The organism is Deltaproteobacteria bacterium, from assembly GCA_011375175.1.
GTDB lineage: Bacteria > Desulfobacterota > GWC2-55-46 > GWC2-55-46 > DRME01 > DRME01.
On the sequence record DRME01000067.1, the window covers coordinates 1 to 19857 of the forward strand.

The following is a 19857-nucleotide window of genomic DNA, read 5'->3' on the forward strand; positions in this document are numbered from 1 at the left end:
GGCCGCCGTTGTTACATCGTTACATCGCGCGGCTTCCACGCCGCCTCTGCGGGTCTTTACTCTACGGGTTCTCCGGCGAAGATGGAGCCCAGGGCTATGACGATATAGAGGGCGCCGCCCAGGGCCGCCAGCACTCCGCCCACGCCCATCATGCTCATGAACATGTCGACCGACGGGTCGAAGGTGAAGGAGAAGGGAGCGCCGGCGAAGGTTATGTCGTAGTGGCGCCGCGGCACGCCGAACTGGCCGGCGCTGAGCATCCCGATGGAGAGCATGGCCACGCCCACGCCGTAGAGGTAGGGCTGCAGCTTGGCCGCCCCCTCCATTATCAGCTTGCGCCTGAAGACATAGGGGAGCAGCAGGTATGTGAAGCCCATGAACGCCACGGTCGTACCACCCACGACGGTGCCGTGGAAGTGTCCGGTGATGGCTATGGTGTTGTGACGGATGATGTTGAACTGCTCGGTGCCGAAGATGACACCCGTTATGCCGCCGAGAAAGCCGAAGATGACCATGGAGAGGACAACCGACGAGAAGGCCGGGTTGCCCCAGGGAGCGACCTTGAGCCACTCGAAGAGTCCCTGGGTGTAGCCCTTCTTCCTGAAGGCCACCTCGATGGAGGCGGGCACGCAGAAGGCGTGCATCATGGAGGCGAGCACCGCCAGGTGCATGACGTAGCTCGTGTTGATTATCTTGTGCCACGTCGAGAAGATCGGGTCCACCAGCAGGTGATGCTCGGAGGCCACGTTGATGAAGAAGATGTAGAGCACGAAGGCCGTGCGCGAGAGCTTCTCGTTAATCGGCTTGGCGCCGGTGGTGAAGGCGGCGACCATGTACCAGACGGCCACCATGGCGCAGACGTTTATCTGCTGCGAGGGGTGGCCGAGGCCCCAGAAAACGAGCCTGTACACACCGGGGTCTATGTGGGGGATGAGCCCCGCCGACCACAGCAGCGTTGGTATCATTATGGCGGCGCCGTGGGCGAGCGTGAGGACGGCGATGATGGCGGCGGCCACCATGCCGTAGGTGCCAAGAGGCAGCGAGCGCTCGTATGCGCCGGCCCGCTTGGCCTTGACGATATTGAAGAATATGAGGCTGAAACCGATGAGGGCCCCCACGGCGAAGAGGATGACCCCTATGTAGTAGATGGGGCTCGCCTTGAGCGGCACGTAGGAGGTGAACATCACGTCCGCCCCGCCGGCGAGCACGACGACGTTGATGATCGCGCCTCCGGCGAGCATGAGGGCGAAGGCGGCCCATCCGGCCGCGGGAGAGGCGGAGCGGGAGTTGAGGAGGATGCCGGAGGCGTAGTGGACCAGCGCTATCTCGAAGAATATGATCCAGGCGAGAAGCGCGTCGATGCCGTGGAGCGTGAGAAACCTGTAGTAGGCCGAAGGGGAGAGGAGATGGACGCTGGGCCACCGCGTGAGCGCCACCATCAACGCCATGAGTCCACCCACGGCCAGGCAGAGCACCGCCGCGATGACGTTCCATCTCACCAGCGACTCCACCCTGCTGTCGACCTTGAAGCCCGTAAACGAACAAACTCTGAAGTCTTCATTACTCATGGTCGCCTCCTGTCAGGCACTGCGTTTTGGGCTGCGTAAGAGTCCTCTCGGTACAGCTTACAGTCTTTCAATTCCTGTCGAGGCCGGCCGGGCAAGAACGCGGCCCTGTGGACCGATTGTAAGGCAGGCTCCGGCACAAAAACATGATCGATGTCAATAAAAGCTCCCCTTTTACGTCAGGGAGGCTTTATGAGGGAGCGCACGCAAAAAAGGGGCCCCCCATCAAGTGGTGAACCCCTTTATGTGATTGCCTGGCAAGGCACTCAGTGACTCGTATGGGGACACGGCTTCAGGTCCATGCACATACGATGATGAGGAGCACCACCCAGGCGGTCATAACGCCGATGAGGAGCTGTATGTTGAGCCTGCCGGGCTTTTTCTGTTCAGCCACCATCCTTCTTACCTCCTTGTCGGCGCCTGCTGGGGGCCTTGCGGCCCCGCAGGCGCTTCAACTGGTTTCTCCCTCCACGACCGTCCAGCGGTCATTGACCGTCCCGGTCCTACTCCACTCCCCAGAGCTCGAGTATCCACTTGAGGTGGAGGAACCAGATGACTATGAAGGTTATGAGAAAGATGAAGGACAAAACCAGAACACCGGGCGCCAACATCTCGTCGCTGTGGTCCTTATCGTCAGCCATTTCATGCACCTCCTTTACGATGGTTACAGAGGGACCGCCCGCGCGGTGGGGCTGGAGGTCCCTGCGCTCGGAGCGCCGCCTCCGCCCCAGCCTCCGCCCGCCGTCTCCCTCAGGCGTTTATCTTCCTGCCGTAGAGTATGGAGCCGAGCGCCACAACGATGTACGCAACGCCTCCTATGGTGGCCAGCACGCCGCCTATGCCCATCATGCTCATGAACATGTCGATGGACGGGTCGAAGGTGAACGAGAACGGCGCGCCCGAGAAGGTGATGTCGTAGTGGCGCCTGGGCACGCCGAAGCTGCCCGCGCTCATCATGCCTATCGATATGAGGGCCACGCCTATGCCGTAGAGCCAGGGCTGCCACATGGCCAGCTTCTGCATGACCAGCTCGCGCTGGAAGATGTACTTTATGAGCAGGTACGTGAAGCCCATGAAGGCCACGGTCGTTCCCGCCACGACGGTGCCGTGGAAGTGACCGGTGATGGCTATGGTGTTGTGACGGATGATGTTGAACTGCTCGGTGCCGAAGATGACGCCCGTTATGCCGCCGAGAAAGCCGAAGAGCAGTATGGAAATGGCCAGGGCCGAGAAGCTCGGGTTGGACCACGGCGCCTTCTTGAGCCACTCGAAGAGGCTCTTGTCGTAGCCCTTCTTCCTGAGCGCGAGCTCTATGGAGGCGGGCACGCTGAAGGCGTGCATCATCGAGGCGAGCACGGCCAGGTGCATGACGTAGCTCGTGTTGATTATCTTGTGCCAGGCCGAGAAGATCGGATCCACCAGCAGGTGATGCTCGGAGGCCACGTTGATGAAGAAGATGTAGAGCACGAAGGCCGTGCGCGAGAGCTTCTCGTTGAGCGGCTTTGCGTCGAGCAGGAACGCCGCGCTCATGTACCAGACGGACACCATGGCGCAGACGTTTATCTGCTGCGAGGGGTGGCCGAGGCCCCAGAAGATGAGCCTGTAGGTGCCGGGGTCGATGTAGTGGATGAGCCCCATGGACCAGAAGAAGACCGGTATCATGATGACGGCGCCGTGGGCGAGCGTGAGGACGGCGATGATGCTCGCCGCGGCAAGCCCGTAGGTGCCCAGCGGCAGCGAGTGCTTGTAGAAGCCGTCACGCTTGGCCTGCATGATGTTGCCGAAGAAGTGGCCGAAGGCGGTGAGCGCTCCGACGGCGAATATGATGACGCCCAGGTAGTAGACGGCGTCGGCCTTGAGCGGCACGTAGGAGGTGAACATGACGTCCGCCTTGCCGGCGAGCACCACTATGTTGATGAAGACCGCGCCGACGAGCATGAGCGCGTAGGCGATCCAGCCGGCGAAGAGCAGCACGGAGCGCGTGTTCAGCAGCACGGCCGACGTGAAGTGCACCAGGGCTATCTCGAAGAATATGATCCATACAAGGAGCGCGTCTATGCCGTGAAGCGTGAGGTATCGGTAGTAGTTTACCATACCAAGGTAGTGCACGCTCGGCCACCTGGTCAGGACGACCAGAAAGCCCATGAAACCGCCCAGAGCAAGGAAGAGGATGGCCGTCACCACGTTCCACTTGACAAGCGCGGCCGTGGGATTGTGTATCCTCAACCCTGTTTCGGGGCAGGTCCTGAAGTCCTCAGTTATCATCGTTTCACCTCCCCTACTTCACGTACAGCTTGCCGACCATCATGTGATGACCGATGCCGCAGAATTCGTTGCAGACGATGTAGAACTCCCCGTCAGTCGTGGGAGTGAGGGTCAGCACATAGTCGTAGTCGGGCAGCACCATGAAGTTCATGTTGATGGGCTGGAGCGAGAAGCCGTGCTGTATGTCGGTGGAGGAGAGGTGGATCTTGTAGGTCTTGCCCTTCTCCAGCTCGACTATGGGATACCACTGCCACATGCTCGCCTTGATGAAGACCGGCTCGTCGGGGTCGGGATGGACCACGGGCACGCCGTTCTCCTCGCCGACCTGGAACTTTTCGATCATGGCGTCGACGAGCTTGTCGTAATCCTCGGCCTTCACCCTGTAGGTCTCGATGGGGGGGTTCTGCGACCCGGCGAAGTGGTAAACGGGCATGAAGACGAAGGAGGTCAGCATCCACAGCAGCGAGACGGAGACCCATATCTTCTCGTCCCTGCTGTACCTCTTGTACCAAATCCTTTCAGGCTCTTTTATGGCCATCTTTCAATCACCTCCTCGCCTTCTCAGGGCTTGATCGGCAGCTGAGGTATCTGGACAACCTCCATCAACCCCCACACGGTGTAGACGAGCGTGGGGATGGCGATGCCGAAGAAAAAGAGTAGGAATATGTTGTCGAAGAATATCTGCCAGGCCGGTATCGGCTCCTCTTCCTTGGTCTGTTTCGTCTCGTCGGACATGGGATTATCTCCTTTCGTTCATCTCGGAAACCATTGTTTGCAGCCCGGGGACAGTCCCGCCGCCTGCCGCGGAGGCCGCCGCTGCAACGACGGCCGCTCAGTTCCTGAGCGGCTTGACCAGCTGCAGCCTCGTCAGGTAACGGGCTATGGCTATCAGCAGCCCGAAGACGACTATCCATGCGAAATAGACGGCGAACTTGCTGTATATCTCCGTGCCCGGCATCTGCACGGCGTAGCGCCGCGGCGTGCCGACCACACCGGCTATGCCGAAGAAGAAGACGACGCCGTAGGCCCCGACAAACCACGCCCATAGGCCGAGCTTGTCCTCGAAGGCGTCCTCCGCGCCGCCCGTCTCCCAGGTCATGTGGTAGAGGGAGCCGACGAAGACGAAGGCCGCGCCGGCGAGCAGGTAGAGGTGGAAGTGGCTGGGCACGTACATGGTGTTGTGGAAGTACTGGTTGAAGCCGGCGTCGAAGACGGCCATGAAGCCGCCTATGGCCCAACCCATGAGCCCGAGGAACATGTACAGCGGAGCGGCCTTCCACTTGAGTCCCGACCTGTAGACCAGGATGAGCGTACCCGTGATGGTCACGACGGTCGCCGGGAAGGCGGCCATGTAGGAGCCGAAGACGCCGAGCACCTGGAATATGAGCGGCTGCGGGAAGTCCTGGAGCAGGTGGTGCCAGTAGGCGAGCGTGACGGCCACGAAGGCCGTGTTCCACGAGATGGCCACCACCTTGTTCGACTTCCAAGGCCTGTTCGCGTACAGGGGCATGAGCTCATAGACGATGGCCGCGCACATGTACATGATCATGTTCATGACGATGTGGCCGAAGTAGTATATGAGGTTCTTGACGAAGAGGTAGTCGAGGTAGTAGTCGGGGTTGGCCCAGTGGACCATGAAGAGCACGAGCACTATGAAGCCCGCGGCCAGCGAGAAGAGGCCGCACATGGCCGTCACCGTCGAGATCAGGACCACGGGCGGAGGGGTCTTCTCGGGCTCGACGGTGCCGGAGATGAGCGTCCAGCCCATGGCGTTGGAGAACCCGTACTTCCTCGACGCGGCCTTGACCATGTCCACCCACGACATGCCCATGGCGACGACGACGCACAGCAGCGCAAGGTACCACATGCCGGGGGCGAAGTCGTACCAGGCCCCGGCCGACTTGAAGGGCAGCGGGTAGAGGAAGGTCCAGCCCGTGCCGTAGTAGCCGAGCAGCGTGACCGAGAGGAGGGTGACCACCGCCGCGCCGATGATGCCGAACATGACCTGCATGATGTGCATGTTCAGGTCCAGGTACTTGCGGAGCACGTACCAGTTGACGGCCATCACGCCCACCATGAGCGAGCCGCCGGCCCCGATGGAGTGGATCGTCATGAACTCGTACATGACGTCGGGCCGCACGTCTATGAACATGCCCTGCCCGGTCCTCATTATGACACCGAAAAACATGGTGGCGCCGAAGAGACAGAGGGTTATCGCCCCGATACCGAGCACGATACCGGTTACGCGCCTCTCGTACAGCGCCCTTCCAGTCAGAGCCATCTCACACCTCCTCCTTGACTTCGAACTCTCCTACCATGATGTGATGGGCCACGCCGCAGTACTCGAGGCACCATATCTTGTAGATACCGGGCTTGTCGAACGTAACGTAGAGCTTGTTGATGTAATCGGGCATGGCCTGTGTCTGCGCCACGAAGACACCCTTGCGCCTGTTGCCGTCCTTGCCGTGGTAGTAGATGCCGAAGCCGTGGTTCACGTCGTTGGCCGTCACGTCGAAACGCACGGGCCTGCCCAGCGGCAACTCGTCCTTGTCGAGGACCCAGCCGAACTGGAAGGCCTCGACCTTGACTATCTCGGGATCGCCGGAGATCTTGGCCTCCATGATGTCGGGATAGGGGAAGGCGATGATGCCGACGATGAAGAGGACGATGCTCACCGCGAGGAGCGACCAGAAGTACTTGCTCCTTATGGCGTAACCCTTCTTCGTGACCTTGGTGTAATCATCCTCGCGCTCCTTGGCGCTCATACCCACCTTCCAGAAGATGCCGATGATGATGACGCCGGCGAGCACGTTTACCAGACCGATCATTGATTGTGCGGACACGTTGTCTCACCTCCTTGGGGGTTCAGATTGACGCTGCTTGCGGACCGGGCCCTGACACGGTTCACAGGCACGCCAGGGGGCTCGGGGCCCGGCTTGGAAACAAAGCAAATACAACAGGTTACAACCCTCCGTATCCCCTCCTTTACGATGGACTGAAGTACCGGGATGAGTCGTCGTGTAGTTGGGCACTTATACTATTTTTGACATTGGCCTGTCAACAGAAAAATGACCTCCATATCCCGATAAAGGACGGTCCCGGCCGCCGTGAAGACGAGCGTCAATATCTGACGGCGAAGCCCGTAAGATAGCTGCGCACCCCGCCCCAGAGCGCCTCCAGACCGTCGGCCCCGAGTGCCACGGCCTCGGTCCTTCCGTCGCCGTCCACGTCGCCGGCCATGACCGAGACCGTGTAGGCCGGGAGCTCGGGCGTCGTGTAGACCTCCCTCAGCCCGATGCCGTCCCAGTGGAGGAGGACGAGCTCGGAGGACTTGAACCCGCTGTGTTTCTTGAATATGTCCAGGGGGCCGCGCTTGTTGCGGGCCACGAGGGCGTAGGGGCCTCCGAGCCACTGGATCTTCTGCGGCACCCTGATCCACAGGGGCCCGCCGCGGATCTGTTCCTCCAGGGCCTCTATGCTATCGGTGGCGTCGGTGCCGTAGTCGCCGGTGTAGTAGTTGAGGGTGCCGCCGTACTTCTTCGATCCGGCCAGAAGCCTCTTGCCCTCTTCGTCGTATACGTCTATGGAGAGGGTGTCGCTGTTGCGCACCAGCGTAACGAGGCGTCCCTCGTCGTCCTCCATGTAGGCGAAGCTGAAGAGGTCGGTACGGGGAGGAAGTCCGGCCCTCCCGCCCCGCACGTATCCGGATCCGCTCCAGGCGATCTCGTGGACGTAGCCCGTGCGCATGCCGTGGAAGTCGGTCTTCTGGCCGAAGAGTCTCAGGCCCCTGCGGGGCACGTCCACGGCCCTGAAGAACCAGTCGAGCCTGTCGGCCGTCTTTACGAGCGTATCGCCGTTCCACTCGAGCACGTAGCTCTTGACGTATTCGGCGTAGGCCGAGACGAAGACCTCGGCGCGGCCGTTTCTGTTGATGTCGGCCACGGTCACGGCGAAAGAGCCGTCCTCGCCATCGACGGTGGCGACGAGCTTCATTGCGCGGCCGTCGTGCTTGAAGAGATGGACCTTGTCGTACTCGACGACGACGATCTCGTCCGAGCCGTCGCCGTCCACATCACCCATGGCGGCGTCGGCGGGCTCGATCCCCTCCCCCTTCCAGAGCACCGTCTCCGGGCCGAGGGGGTCGACCGGCGAAGGCGGCGCGGCGGCCGCCTCATCCGCGCCGCCCGGCGTCTTGGCGGGTCCTGGGGGCGCCGGGGCCGGGGCAGGAGCCGGGGCCGGGGCCGCCGCGCCGCCTCCCGGCGTCCCGGGGACGGCGAGCCCCAGGCCCTCGGACGCGAGCCTTGCGGCCAGCGACTCCATGGCCGGTATGAGCTCCGCCCTCTTCATGGACGCATACACCCCCCTCGGCGCTCCGCCGCCGCGCCGGTACACGGAGATGTCGATGCTCACGTCGTCGCCGAAGACGGAGATCGACCACTTCACCAGGGCGGCGGCCCCGGCGGAGTCGAGAGCGGCGGCCGCGTCGGCCACGTCTTCGCCCGTGCGCCGCACCACCTCCGCTCCCTTTGCGGAGACCCTCGTAACGAGCATGTCGGCCACGGCGGCGGCGAGCGAGCCGGCGCCATCTCCGTGGACCTTCGGATCGAGCAGCACCACCCTCGGCCCCGCGGCCCGGCAGACGGCGGCCCCGCCCCACATAACCGCCGCCGCCGCGACGACGGCGGCAAATCTCAGCAAACCGTTCTTCACTGACTCACCTCTCCTGTCGATGGGAAAAGACGCCGGGCCGCCCGACGGACGAGGACCGGTCGTAACGGAAGATATCCTTTTACAGCATCCGGGGGCCGAGGTCCAGAAAAAAACACACCCGCCGAGGGAGCCTCCTTTGAGAAAGGGGCCCGGACCGCCGGCGCCCTCAGACTCCCTCGCCAAAGATGTCAATCGCTCACCGTTCCTGCCCCGGAGGGGTCCGCCCGCAAAGGCGTAAAAACCCCGCCTGGCGCGGGCGGACCCCTCCGGGGCAGGAGCGATGCGGGCAGGGCCGGTGCCGCGCCGGCGGAAAAGAAAAAGGGGAGGACCATCGGTCCTCCCCTCTTTGGTCTTTACGGTTAACCCGGAAGGGTGATCAGAACTTCCAGGTAACGTCCCACCTGGCCTCCCAGGGGTTCTTGTCCCATGCGGGGTTGCCGGCGATGAGGTTGGCCGCGCCCTCGCCTATCCACATGTAGCCGCCCCTCAGGTCGAAGACCAGGCCCGGCTGGATGGCGTAGGAGAGCTTGGCGTCCACCTCGTAGCCGAGGTCCTTGGAGGCGTTGCTGTAGTTGGGGCCGCCCGACTTGTTGTTGCCGTTCACCGTGGCGCCACCGCCGTTACCGTCGTTGTTGCAGTTGCCGCCCGTGCATACGTTGGCCGTGGGACCGGCGGCGGTGCCGGCCCAGCTCGGTATCTCCTCCATGGCCTGCATGTACTGGGCTGCCACGTAGAGCTTGACCTTGGAGGTTATCTTGTAGGTGGCGTTGAGCTGCGCGAGCCACTGGTTCTCGAACTCGCGGTAGCCGCGCGACCAGGGCGAGCCGAGACCCTGGGGGGTGATGCCCGTGATGTCGGGCATGATCGAGTCCTCCCAGACCTCGGAGACGTAGAGCCAGCCCTCGGTCTCGAGCTTGTTGACGTTGCCCTTGCCGCTTCTCACGTCGCTGTCGCCGGAGCCGGCGCCGAGCAGCAGGCCCAGGTTGAGGCTCGGGGCGATCTCCTTCCAGTCGGCCTTGACCATGAGGGTCCAGCCGCTGAGATCACCGTTGTTCTTGTCGAGCCTGTTGATGCAGTGGGGCGGCAGGTAACCGGAGGTGGAGGCGGTGCCCGACGTGGAGCCGAAGTTGCCGCACTCACGCCTGGTGTTGCCGTCCTTCGTGCCGTCGGGGATGCCCGAGCTGTCGTAGGAGGTGTTGGCTATGTCGTCCTTACCCCAGAGGTAGTCGAACTCGGCGTTGAGGGCGATGGGGCCGACCTTGCCCTTCCAGTTGGCGCCCAGTATGTTGAGCTGGGTTACCTGGGGCTTGAACCTGGCCATGGAGTAGTCGATCTGGTCGTTGAGGTAGGCCGTGTCGTCGTCGATGCCGCTGTCCTTGTACCAGATGAACCAGGCCGAGAGGTCGCCGCCCACCTTGGCGTCGAACATGGCCATGAGCATGTTGGCGTCGCCGCCGTCCACACCGGACTGCGTGCCGGCGTCCCAGAGTATCTTGCCGGCGTTCCTGTCGGAAAGACCCATGTAGCCCTCGTTGATCTTGGCCCAGCCGAGGGTGAGCTTGTTGTCGCCAAGGGGCTGTATGAGCTTCACGCCGTCATACTCGTAGTCGAGCACCAGCTTGTTGCCCACCTTCCAGTAGGAACGGCCGAGGTGGATCCTCGTGGCGTCGGTGAAGGGGAGCTTGAAGTTGATGTAGGCCACGTCCACGTGGACAGGATAGTTGGTGCCCTTGTCGGCGAAGAGCGTCGACGAGGTCCTGTTGTCGCCCTGCCAGTTGAGGAACGTGCCGCGCTGGTTGTTGACGCCCCACCAGCCCTGGGCCATGTCGAACCTCAGGTGGACCTTGACGTCGCCGTTGAAGGCGCTGAAGGTCGGAGCGAGCCTCACGAGGGATACGACATAGTTATCCTTGATATCGTCCTTGCCAGCCCTGAACTGGTTTTGCGAAAGGGCCCAGGTCTTGAACACGCCCTTTACTTTCATGTCCACGGCGTCGGCCGCGCCTATGCCGGCGGCGAGAAACGCCACGGAAAACAAAAGAACCAAAAGTCTTCTCATCATTCACCCTCCTTGACTAAGTGCTGATCGCCCCTTCCCTGACGAGGCGAAGTAACAAACTCTTCTTCACACCTCCTTTCGGCATGTTTTCCTTTTTTCGTCAGTCCGACTCTCCTTTAACGTCTTCCGGGTCTCATACGGCGCCGTTTCCCGGAAGACAGGATTGGGCAATATAAAATTTTCGTTATGATATATGAAATGACTCCGTGAATCAATAGGAAATTTTGAAAAAAAGAATTTTTTTGCGGTCCCGCCCTGCTCCCCCTCTCCCGCCCCCTCTCCCGCCCCGGCTCCGGGGACCGGCGGGCCGTCGACCCCATCGGCTACGGCCATGCAAACTCCGCGCCACGAACTCGACAACCGGAGGGCGCAGTAAAAAATCCTTCACATATCAAGCTGTTAGAAATGTGACGGGCCTCCATGGAAAGCCGCCCCACCTGCCGTATGGCCCCATCCTGTTGTTTTTTTTCGAAAAACTGCAAAAAGGCCACATCGCCGCCATGGAGGCGCCCCGGGGGGGAGCGCTGCGTGCCCCCCCGGGTTGCGCCCCCGGGACTGCCGGGCGGGATTACTTCCTCAGCGAGACGGAGGCCACGAAGGCGACGGCCGTGAAGTAGGCGCAGACCATGAGGCCCTTTACGAGCCCCTGGGGCGCCAGGTGCTCCTTCACGCTCGTGGCCATGGCCGGCGCGCCCTCGAGTACGCCGTAGGTCACAAGGGCGGCGACCCCCGGCATAAGCGCCGTGAAGACGAGCGTGAGCACCGCTCCCGTTATGAAGGTCTTGGCCAGATAGGCGTTGTCGCCGTGCACGTAGTCCTCGTGGGCGTAGGGCACGTACTGCGAGCCCGGCTCGACGGCCTTCTTCAGCACAGGCATGCCCGCCGTGTACCAATAGGCCATGCCCACGGTGAAGAGTCCGGCCACCGTGTTGCCGAGGGTGACGGGCACGAGGTTGTTCCACAGGAACTGTCCCCACGTGATGGGCGCGCCCGCCATTATGCCAGCCGGTATGATGAACATGTTGACGATGGAGTGCTCGAAGCCTATGGCGAAGAAGGTCATGGTGGGGAACCAGATGAGGAAGAACTTGGCGGCCGGCTCCTTTACGCGACCGGCGAGGTAGACGGCCAGGTCGACGAGCCACACGCAGGCGAGCCCCCGCCAGAAGTTGGTCATCCAGGGGTTGGAGACCTTCTTGAAGGCCACCTTCTTCACCGTCATGAGGAAGGGATCGCCGAGGATGTTGGTCAGGTAGATTATGAATATGGCGCCGAATATGCCGCCCAGGAAGTTGCCCGTGTAGCTGCCGACCCAGTTGTAGGCGACCCTGTTCCAGCCGGTCCGTCCCGTCATGCCGGCCACGCTGGGCACCATGGCGTTACCCGTGTAGAGCTCGGCCCCGCCGATGAGGATCGCGATGAGGCCGACGGGGAAGACGACGCCCATGACGAGTTTCTTCACGCTCACCGTCTCTATGCCCGTGGCGCAGACGATGGCCAGCGTGGTGGCGAAGGTGAGATAGACGCTTGCCAGGATGCCGAGGACAAGGATCTGGCCGAGCCCGATCTTGGCCTTCGTGTCTCCGGCCACGCTCATCTCGTGGATCGTGTTGTGGAGCCCCCCGTAGTACGGGATAAAACTTGGAAGCTTCTCATTGTTCATTGCATCCCCTCCTTGCGGTGTATTGTATACCCTCGCCCTGCGGCGGCAGCGGTCGGTTGCGCAAGGACTGCGGCGGCCCGAAAAAAGCGCACCTCACTGTCCTGAAACGCAAGAATAAGGAACCTCTGATTTATTGCACTGAGGGAACCTTTTTGTAAAAGGGTCATGGACCCACGGTTCCCTCAGACTCCCTCCAAAAACTTTTGACGCCTGTGGATCATCCCGATTTTGCAAGCAAAATCGGGATGATCCACAGGGAATTGAAAGTCTTTGAAGGGGGGCTGGGGGAAACGCGGGCCTATGGCCCTTCTACAGAAAGTTTCCCCCAGGGTAATTAAGCTGACCGGGTCCGCGCCCCCAGCTCCCCCGCCATTCAGATGAAGACCTTCATCAGAAGGTCCTCGACGGAGTTGAACCAGGCCTGCACGCTCGTGGGCAGCAGCCTGTTGAGCTGGGTGAGCCGTCCGGTCATCACAAGGGCTCCGAGGGCCATGATGACCGCGCCGGCGATGATGTTGTTGGTGTGGATCAGCAGGACCCTGCCGCCCAGACGCACCTCCCGGCCTTTTCCCCTGATAAACTGCCAAAACTTACCGTTCTTGTCAAGATTTTTGAAGACCGCCGAGACCACGATGAGAGGCAGTCCCAGGCCCATGGCGTAGGTGAAGAGCAGGGCCGTGGCCTCCGCCACACGGGAGCCCGTGGAGGCCATGACCAGTATGGCCCCCAGGATGGGGCCGACGCAGGCCGTCCACCCCACGGCGATGCTCGCGCCGAAGACGAAGGAGCCGGCGAAGGTCCTGGCCGGCTGGAAGGAGAAGCGCAGGCCCTCGAAGCCGAGACCGAGGAGCGAGAGCAGGCCGAAGGCCATGATGAGGGCGCCGCCGACTATGTTTATGGTGTCCATGTGGGCGCGGATGAAGGAGCCCACAAAGCTCGCCGTGGCGCCCATGAGCGAGAAGACGGTGGCGAGACCGAGGAAGAAGGCCAGGGTCATGACGACGATCCGCCGCCTGTCGCCCTGGAAGGCGAAGGCGAAGTAGGCGGGCAGTATGGGGAGCGTGCAGGGGGATATGAAGCTCAGCACGCCGGCGGCGAAGGCGATGATGAAGAGCCCGGCCGTGCCGGCCCGCTCGATGTCGAGCGGCTCGGCGTCCTCGCCGCCGGCCGGGGCCAGCACGGAGCGGTACGCCTCCACGAAGTAGCGGGCGGCGAGCGGATCGGAGGCGAGGGCCCCGCCCGCGAGATAGCCGAGCGTGGGCGGAAGGGTGGCCGCCGCTTCGGCGGCGTAGGGCGAGAGGGCCGCCATGGCCGCGGCGGCCACGGCGTTCTCCCTCAGGGGCCTGTCGGCGTCGAAGATCGCGCCGTCGGGATAGAAGCGGGGAGAGGGCGAGTTCTTCGCCATGAAGCCGCCGAGCTTCGTGTCGTAGAGGGCGCCGGCCATGAAGCGGGCGGCCTTCAGCGCGGCCGAGAGGTAGTCGTCGTCGCCGAGGAGCTCGTAGCCGCGCGCGAGGGCGAGGGCCGTCCAGGCGTTGTCGTCGAGCCTGCCGTCGCCCCAGGGCTCGTCACGGTCCGCGTAGTAGAGGTGGAAGGCGCCGTCCCCGCCGACTCCCTTGACGGCGAGGAAGTCGAGCATGGCCGCGGCCTCGGCGTCGAGAGGCGCCCCGCTCTCCACGGCGCGCAGGACAAGGAGCGCCGCCTGCGCCGTGGCCCCTATGTCCACGGCCCCCTCCGCCTCCCGGGCGGCCACGCCCGCCCCCGCGACAAAGTCCTCGACCATCCTCTCGGCCGCGGCGGCAAGCCCCGGACAGTGGGAGTCGTCCGCGGCGCAGGCGAGCGAGAGGGCCTCGCCGAGGGCCAGGAGCCCCTCGAAGTCACCGGCGGCCGAGACGTCACCGAGCCGGTCAAGCTCATCGAGCGCCGCCCTCCGGGCCGCCTCCCCGCCGGAGAGGAGAAGCCTTAGCGCGATCCAGCCCGCCCTCTGCTCCGCCGTCCGCGCCGCGGCGGAGCCGGCCGCCCTTAAAAGCTCCTCCTCGGCGGCCGCAAGCCCGGCGGCGTCGGGCCCGTAGGCCGAGAGCGCCCCGGGCCGGGAGACCGGCGCCGCGGGCCCGGCCGCGCCTCCCTCGCCGAAGAAGTCGAAGCCCGGAGCGGAGCCTTCCCCCGCGCCCTGAAGGGCATGGAGCGGCGCCGCCCACAGGACAACGGCCGCGGACGCCGCGAAAAGAGAGGCGGCCAGGCGCCGCGGCGCCGCACGGCGGCTGTCAGGGACCCTGAAGATGTCGGCCAATGCTCTCACCGGACCCCGCGGAAAAAGCGCATCCCCTCACTCTCCGGCCCTTGCAAGGAGCCTTGCCGAGAGCCTGTGAAGGTAGGGCGAGTACTCCCGTATGCTGCCGACGAAGACACCAAGCGTCTGTCTCGCCCTTAGGAGGTAGTCTTCGTCGCCCGTTGCCTCGTAGGCGAGGTAGAGGGCGTAGGCCATAACACCGTTCTCTTCCAGGGGTTTTTCATCGACAAATAGCTCGCCGGGGCGGTAGTAGGCGTCGTCCGTGCTCCTGCGCTCGAAGAAGCCGCCGCTCTCCCCGTCGTAGAGGTGCTCGAGGGCGAAGTCCAGCACCTTCCCGGCGCTCTCCAGGTAGCTCTTCTCGCCTGTGAGGCCGTAGGCCTCCAGGAAGGCCAGCGCCGCCCAGGCGTTCGGCTCGATGTTGCCGTTTATGTGGGCCCTGCCGTCCTTGTGGTCGTAGTAGCTCAGCACGCCGTAGTCGGTGAGAAGCTCCTTTCTTATGAACTCCAGGGCCCGGCGGCCAGCCTCTGCGTAGCGCTCGTCGCCGAGGACCGCCGCCGCCCGCAGCAGCGTGGACGCCATCTGCGCGTTCGAGAAGGCGTAGCTGTTCCTGTCCACGTGGGGCGGCTCCACCCTGGCGCGCTCGGCGGCCGTGAAGTGGTAGTAGACCTCGTCGGCGTCCTGGCTCCCGTAGAAGCGTCCCGCCTCCTCGTCATAGAGGGTTGTCAGCACGTAGTGAAGCGTCTTCTCGGCCACCGAGCGGTAGCGCTGCCGGTCGGTGACCCTGTAGGCGTTGAGGAAGAGCAGCGCAAGCTCGGCGTTGTCGGAGAGTATCTTCTCGTAGTGGGGGATGGTCCAGTCGCGCCTGGTGGCGTAGCGGAAGAATCCCCCTTCCACGGCGTCGTAGATGCCGACGAAGACGTCGTCCGTCTGGAGCCTGGCCACGGCGTCTATGTCGCTCCTCTCCCTCGCGCGAAGCTTCACGAGCTCCTCGAAGGCCGGACGCCTGCTCTCGGGCCGCTTCTGGCTGAAGCCCGCCATGTGATCCACGGTGTTCGTCACCATGTCGAGCCACTTCTTCTCGCCGCTCTCCTCGTAGTATTCGAGGAGTCTCAAGAACTCGGCGGCGTTGGGATACTTCTGGCGCGTGCCTATGCCTCCGTAGGCCGAGTCGTAGTAGGAGGTGACGAGCTTGAGGAAGTCCTTGACGTAACGCTCCAGCGCCGCCTTGCCGGGCACGACCATCTTCGCCGCCTCGCGGACCTCCTGCTCCTCCCCCCTGGGCCTGTACTCGTTCTTCACGTAGTCCACCGTGTTGCGAAGGCCCGTCATGAGCTTGTCCACCGGGATGTAGCCGGGCAGGCTTATGAGCTCCTCGCCGTCGGGGGCGAATATGACCGTCGTCGGCAGCCCGGTGGCCGGATACTTCCTCGCTATGTCCTTGCGCTCGTCGTAGTCCACGAAGACCGGCACGTAGTGCTCGTTGAGATAGGAGCTCACCTGCTTCGTCTCGAGACTCTTCTCCTCGTAGACGTGGCACCAGTAACACCACACGGCCGTTATGAGCATGAATACGGGCTTGCCCTCCTTCTCGGCCTTGACAAAGGCGTCCTTCGAGTAATCGTGCCACCTGACGAGCGAGTCGCCGTGCGAGTAGGCGGAGGCCGCAGGGGAGTGGCCCAGCAAGAGCCCGCACAGGAGCGCCGACACCGTGAAACCCAGCCGAAGGCTTTTCATCGTCTCCTCCACGAATTAAGGTCCCGTCTTTTCCGCCGCCGGCGCGCGGAGATCACGCCCCGCAGCAGCGTTTGAACTTCCTGCCGCTTCCGCAGGGACAGGGGCTGTTGCGGCCCACGCCCCTGTAGTCGGGCTGCGGCTGCAGGGCCGCGGCCGAGGGGACGGGGAGCCCTCCCGCGGCGGCCATGCGACGTCTCAGCATCCACTTCTCCGCTATGGCCGCGCCCGCGCGCCATGCGGCGAGGATCTCGTCCCTGGAGAAGTCCCTGAGCTGGCAGACGGGCTCGGTATTGAACCTGCCCCACCGCTCCCAGTCCCAGTCGAGTATCTCCACGCCGTAGTCTTCGGGCCTGTCGAAGATGTCGGTACCCGGATAGGGGACGAATAGCGCTATCTCGGAGTTCTGCATGAGGTCGGAGGCGTAGAAGCGGTCTATGGCCTCGAGACTCACGGCCGCCTCGCCGGGGGTGTCTCCGGGATGGCCGAAGATCCAGAAGGTGCCTACCGTGAGGCCGAAGCGGCGCGCCTGCCTCATGGCCGCCTCCGCCTGTTCCGGCGTGGTGCCCTTGCCCATGGCCCGCAGCACCCGCGGCGAGGCGCTCTCAACGCCGAGCACGAGGTTGTTCACGCCGGCGCGCCTCATGGCCTTGAAGCCTTCGGGGGTGACCGAATCGACGCGGGAGAGGAGGTAGAAGCCGGGATTGAGCCTCATGCCCTCGATGCCCTCCATGAGCTCGAAGAAGTAGCGGGTCTTCATGTTGAACATCGAGTCCTCGAGCCCCACGGCGTAGTTGCCGTAACGCCGGGCCAGGACCTCGAGCTCGGCTATTATCCTCTCGACGGGCATGCGGCGGACCTTGCGGCCCCAGAAGACGGACTCGTTGCAGTATGTGCAGCGGTAGGCGCAGCCGCGGCTCCCCACAATGGAGACGCCCATGGAGCGCACGAACCCCTCGGGCAGCAGACCGTAGTCGAGCTGCGCAAGCTCGCCGATCTCCCCCGGCGGGCGGAGCCGCTCCCGCACGACCGCGCCGCCGTCGGCCCGGAAGCTCACGCCGGCCACGCCGTCGAGATCACGCCCCTCTCTGAACCTTGAAAGGATCTCGAGCAGCGTCCACTCGCCCTCGCCCCTTACGACCCAGTCCACGGCCTCCGAGTCGGCGAAGCACCGCTCGTCCAGGTAGGAGACGTGGGGACCGCCGAGACCCGCCGTGATCGACGGGTCGGCGGCCTTGCACCGCTCGATTATCCGCAACGAGACGGGATAGAGCATGGTGTAGGCGCAGCTCACGCCCACGTGGGAGGGCCTGAACTCGGCCATGGCCTCGTCGACGACCGAGCGCAGGCGCGCCTCCACGGCCTCGGGGCCCTCGCCGTGCGCAGCCTCGCCCATGTAGTAGTCAAGGGGCACCACGGCGGTCTCCACACCCCTGGCGTTGAGGAAGCTTGCAAGGCTCAGCGCCCCGCGGGGGAAGTCGTAGATGGTGGTGAAACGCTCCCTGTGGGGAAGCGTCCTGATGCCGGGTACGAGTATGAGAAGGTCCGTCATGATGGAAGGAGGGTTACTCCAGCACGGCCGAGCTCACGCCTGCGCCGAAGGTGCCGATGTATATGCGCCCCTCCTTGTCGAAGCTCACGGCCCTGATGCGCCTGTTGACGAGCTCGCCCGTAATGTCCCGCCACGGCCCCTTTCCGTCGCTTCGCAAAAGGCCGTCGAAGGTCCCGATGTAGAGGTTGCCGTCGGGACCGGACTCTATGGTGTTGACCCGCTTGTGCTCCTTCGTCTCCAGCCCCTCGCTCGCGGCGGACCAGGTCCTGCCGCCGTCGGCGCTTACGAAGACGCCGGCCCAGGCCGTGGCGGCGTAGAGGCGGCCCCGGTGTGCGGCCATGTCGTTGACCGTCTTCCAGTCAAGCCCCGAGCGGACCCACTTCCCGCCCTCGAGCCTGAACACCCCGTCATGGGTGGCGGCCAGCAGAACGCCGCCGGCGAAGATGAGGGTCGTCACCCGCCTGTTCTCGAGCCCCTCGTTCAGCTCGTCCCACCTGTTGCCGCCGTCGCGGCTTACGAGCACGCCGTCGCCGTCGGTGCCCATGTAGAGGCTGCCGTCGCGGTCCTCCACTATGGCCTTGACCCGGAAGCCCCAGAGCCCGCGGAACTTCTTCCACTGCGACGAGCCCACGACCTTGCGGAATATGGCGTGGTCCGTGCCGGCCAGGATGTAGCCGTTCTCCGTGAAGACGATGGTGTTCACGTCCTCGTTGTTCAGGTCGAGGTAGCTCTCCCAGCGGCCGCCGGGGTCGCGGCGGAAGAGCCCGCCCATGGTGCCCACGTATATGTCGCCCTCGGGGGTGAGGGCCAGGGCGAGGACCTCGAAGTTGACGATGCCCTTGTTCCTCTCAACCCACCGCGAGCCCTCCTTCACATAGAGGCCGGACCTGTAGGAGCCGACGAAGAAGCGGCCGCCGCGGCTGACCATGACGCTCTGCACGTCCGTCTTCTCAAGCCCTATGCGCTCGCCGACCCGCGCCGTGCTCTGGAGCCTGTACACTCCCGTCTCCGCCCCGGCGTAGATGTTGCCCTCGCCGTCGGTCGTGAGCACCCGCGTGTAGGGGTCCACTCCGATATAGGGCATGAACTCGCCGTCTATCCACTTGTTGATGCTCGCCGCCCAGTACGAGCAGTAGAGGTCCCCCTTCGGATCGACGATGACCGAGCTCACCACGTTCTCCTCGGAGTACCCGAAGGACTCCCACTTGCCGTCGTCTCCCTTGGGGCGGCGGTATATGCCGTAGTCGGTGGCCGCGTAAAGGGTATCCTCGTCGGCGGCAATCTGGTTGACCTGAGGAGCCGAGAGCCCCTCCTTGAGCCACGTCCAGCTCTCGCCGCCGTCGTCGCTTCGGAAAACACCCGAGCCCCAGACCGAGATGTAGACGCGGCCGTCCTTGTCGACGAAGATGTCGGGCACCAGGGCGTTGCGCGAAGGCTCGGCCACCGGCGACCACGTGGCCGCGCCGTCCCTGGACCAGTAGAGCCCGCCCTTGGTGCCGGCGAAGATGTAGCCCTTCTCGCTTATGGTGAGCCTGAAGACCGATGGGTTGCCGAGCCCCTTGCTCGAAAGACGCCACGACTCGCCGCCGTCGGTGCTCTTGAAGACCCCGCCGCCGTCGGTGCCGAGATAAAGCGTGCCGTCACGGTCCTCGACGACGGTGGTGACGATGCCGCCGTAGGGGCCTAAAGGCTCCCACTCGAGCCCCAGGGCCGCGCCGCTAAAGACGGCCACGGCGACGAAAGCCGCCATCAGACGCGATAGCCAGACTCCCGTAATCCCCTTCCTCTCCATCTTCATGTCCATCATATCCCCCCCGCAAAATTGGGCTGCTGCTTACACGGCAAACCCTGTTTTTTCCTCCGAGGGGAAACTTTCAGAAGGAAGAGCTGATTAATTACCCTGAGGGAACCTTTTTGTAAAAAGGTTCCCTCAGACTCCCTCCAAAAACTTTTAATGCGAGTTGGTTTCCCCCTGTTTTGCCAGGCAAAACAGGGGGAAACCAACTCGTATTGAAAGTCTTTGAA

13 protein-coding genes are annotated in these 19857 nt (G+C 63.6%); all 13 read right to left on the reverse strand.

What is annotated here, in order from left to right; genetic code table 11:
• Positions 1 to 56 precede the first annotated feature (56 nt).
• Positions 57 to 1568: a cytochrome C oxidase subunit I gene (locus ENJ37_05650; protein ID HHL39971.1), complete on the reverse strand. Its 1512-nt coding sequence runs from the start codon at positions 1566 to 1568 to the stop codon at positions 57 to 59.
• Between the two features lie 747 nt (positions 1569 to 2315).
• Positions 2316 to 3830, reverse strand: a complete 1515-nt coding sequence (locus ENJ37_05655) for a cytochrome C oxidase subunit I (protein HHL39972.1) — start codon at positions 3828 to 3830, stop codon at positions 2316 to 2318.
• A gap of 13 nt (positions 3831 to 3843) precedes the next feature.
• Positions 3844 to 4368 carry a cytochrome C oxidase subunit II gene (locus tag ENJ37_05660; GenBank protein ID HHL39973.1) on the reverse strand — a complete coding sequence of 175 codons (525 nt, stop codon included), beginning with the start codon at positions 4366 to 4368 and terminating at the stop codon, positions 3844 to 3846.
• A 294-nt stretch (positions 4369 to 4662) separates the two neighbouring features.
• Complete coding sequence (locus tag ENJ37_05665; protein HHL39974.1) at positions 4663 to 6111, reverse strand: hypothetical protein; 1449 nt, start codon at positions 6109 to 6111, stop codon at positions 4663 to 4665.
• A 1-nt stretch (position 6112) separates the two neighbouring features.
• Positions 6113 to 6658, reverse strand: a complete 546-nt coding sequence (locus ENJ37_05670; protein HHL39975.1) for a cytochrome C oxidase subunit II — start codon at positions 6656 to 6658, stop codon at positions 6113 to 6115.
• Positions 6659 to 6950: 292 nt separating this feature from the next.
• The gene (locus tag ENJ37_05675; GenBank protein ID HHL39976.1) at positions 6951 to 8540 is read right to left on the reverse strand and encodes a VCBS repeat-containing protein; all 1590 of its coding nucleotides are present in this window, start codon (positions 8538 to 8540) and stop codon (positions 6951 to 6953) included.
• Positions 8541 to 8916: 376 nt separating this feature from the next.
• Positions 8917 to 10602 (reverse strand): hypothetical protein, encoded by a 1686-nt coding sequence (locus tag ENJ37_05680; protein ID HHL39977.1) that lies wholly within the window; start codon positions 10600 to 10602, stop codon positions 8917 to 8919.
• 63 nt (positions 10603 to 10665) lie between these two features.
• Positions 10666 to 10932, reverse strand: a complete 267-nt coding sequence (locus ENJ37_05685; protein ID HHL39978.1) for a hypothetical protein — start codon at positions 10930 to 10932, stop codon at positions 10666 to 10668.
• Between the two features lie 235 nt (positions 10933 to 11167).
• Positions 11168 to 12262 (reverse strand): formate/nitrite transporter family protein, encoded by a 1095-nt coding sequence (locus ENJ37_05690; GenBank protein ID HHL39979.1) that lies wholly within the window; start codon positions 12260 to 12262, stop codon positions 11168 to 11170.
• A gap of 373 nt (positions 12263 to 12635) precedes the next feature.
• On the reverse strand, positions 12636 to 14558 hold the full coding sequence (locus ENJ37_05695; GenBank protein HHL39980.1) for a hypothetical protein: 1923 nt from the start codon (positions 14556 to 14558) through the stop codon (positions 12636 to 12638).
• Positions 14559 to 14585: 27 nt separating this feature from the next.
• Positions 14586 to 16283 (reverse strand): thioredoxin domain-containing protein, encoded by a 1698-nt coding sequence (locus ENJ37_05700; GenBank protein HHL39981.1) that lies wholly within the window; start codon positions 16281 to 16283, stop codon positions 14586 to 14588.
• A gap of 52 nt (positions 16284 to 16335) precedes the next feature.
• On the reverse strand, positions 16336 to 17832 hold the full coding sequence (locus tag ENJ37_05705) for a radical SAM protein (GenBank protein ID HHL39982.1): 1497 nt from the start codon (positions 17830 to 17832) through the stop codon (positions 16336 to 16338).
• Positions 17833 to 17845: 13 nt separating this feature from the next.
• Positions 17846 to 19639: a hypothetical protein gene (locus tag ENJ37_05710; GenBank protein HHL39983.1), complete on the reverse strand. Its 1794-nt coding sequence runs from the start codon at positions 19637 to 19639 to the stop codon at positions 17846 to 17848.
• Positions 19640 to 19857 lie beyond the last annotated feature (218 nt).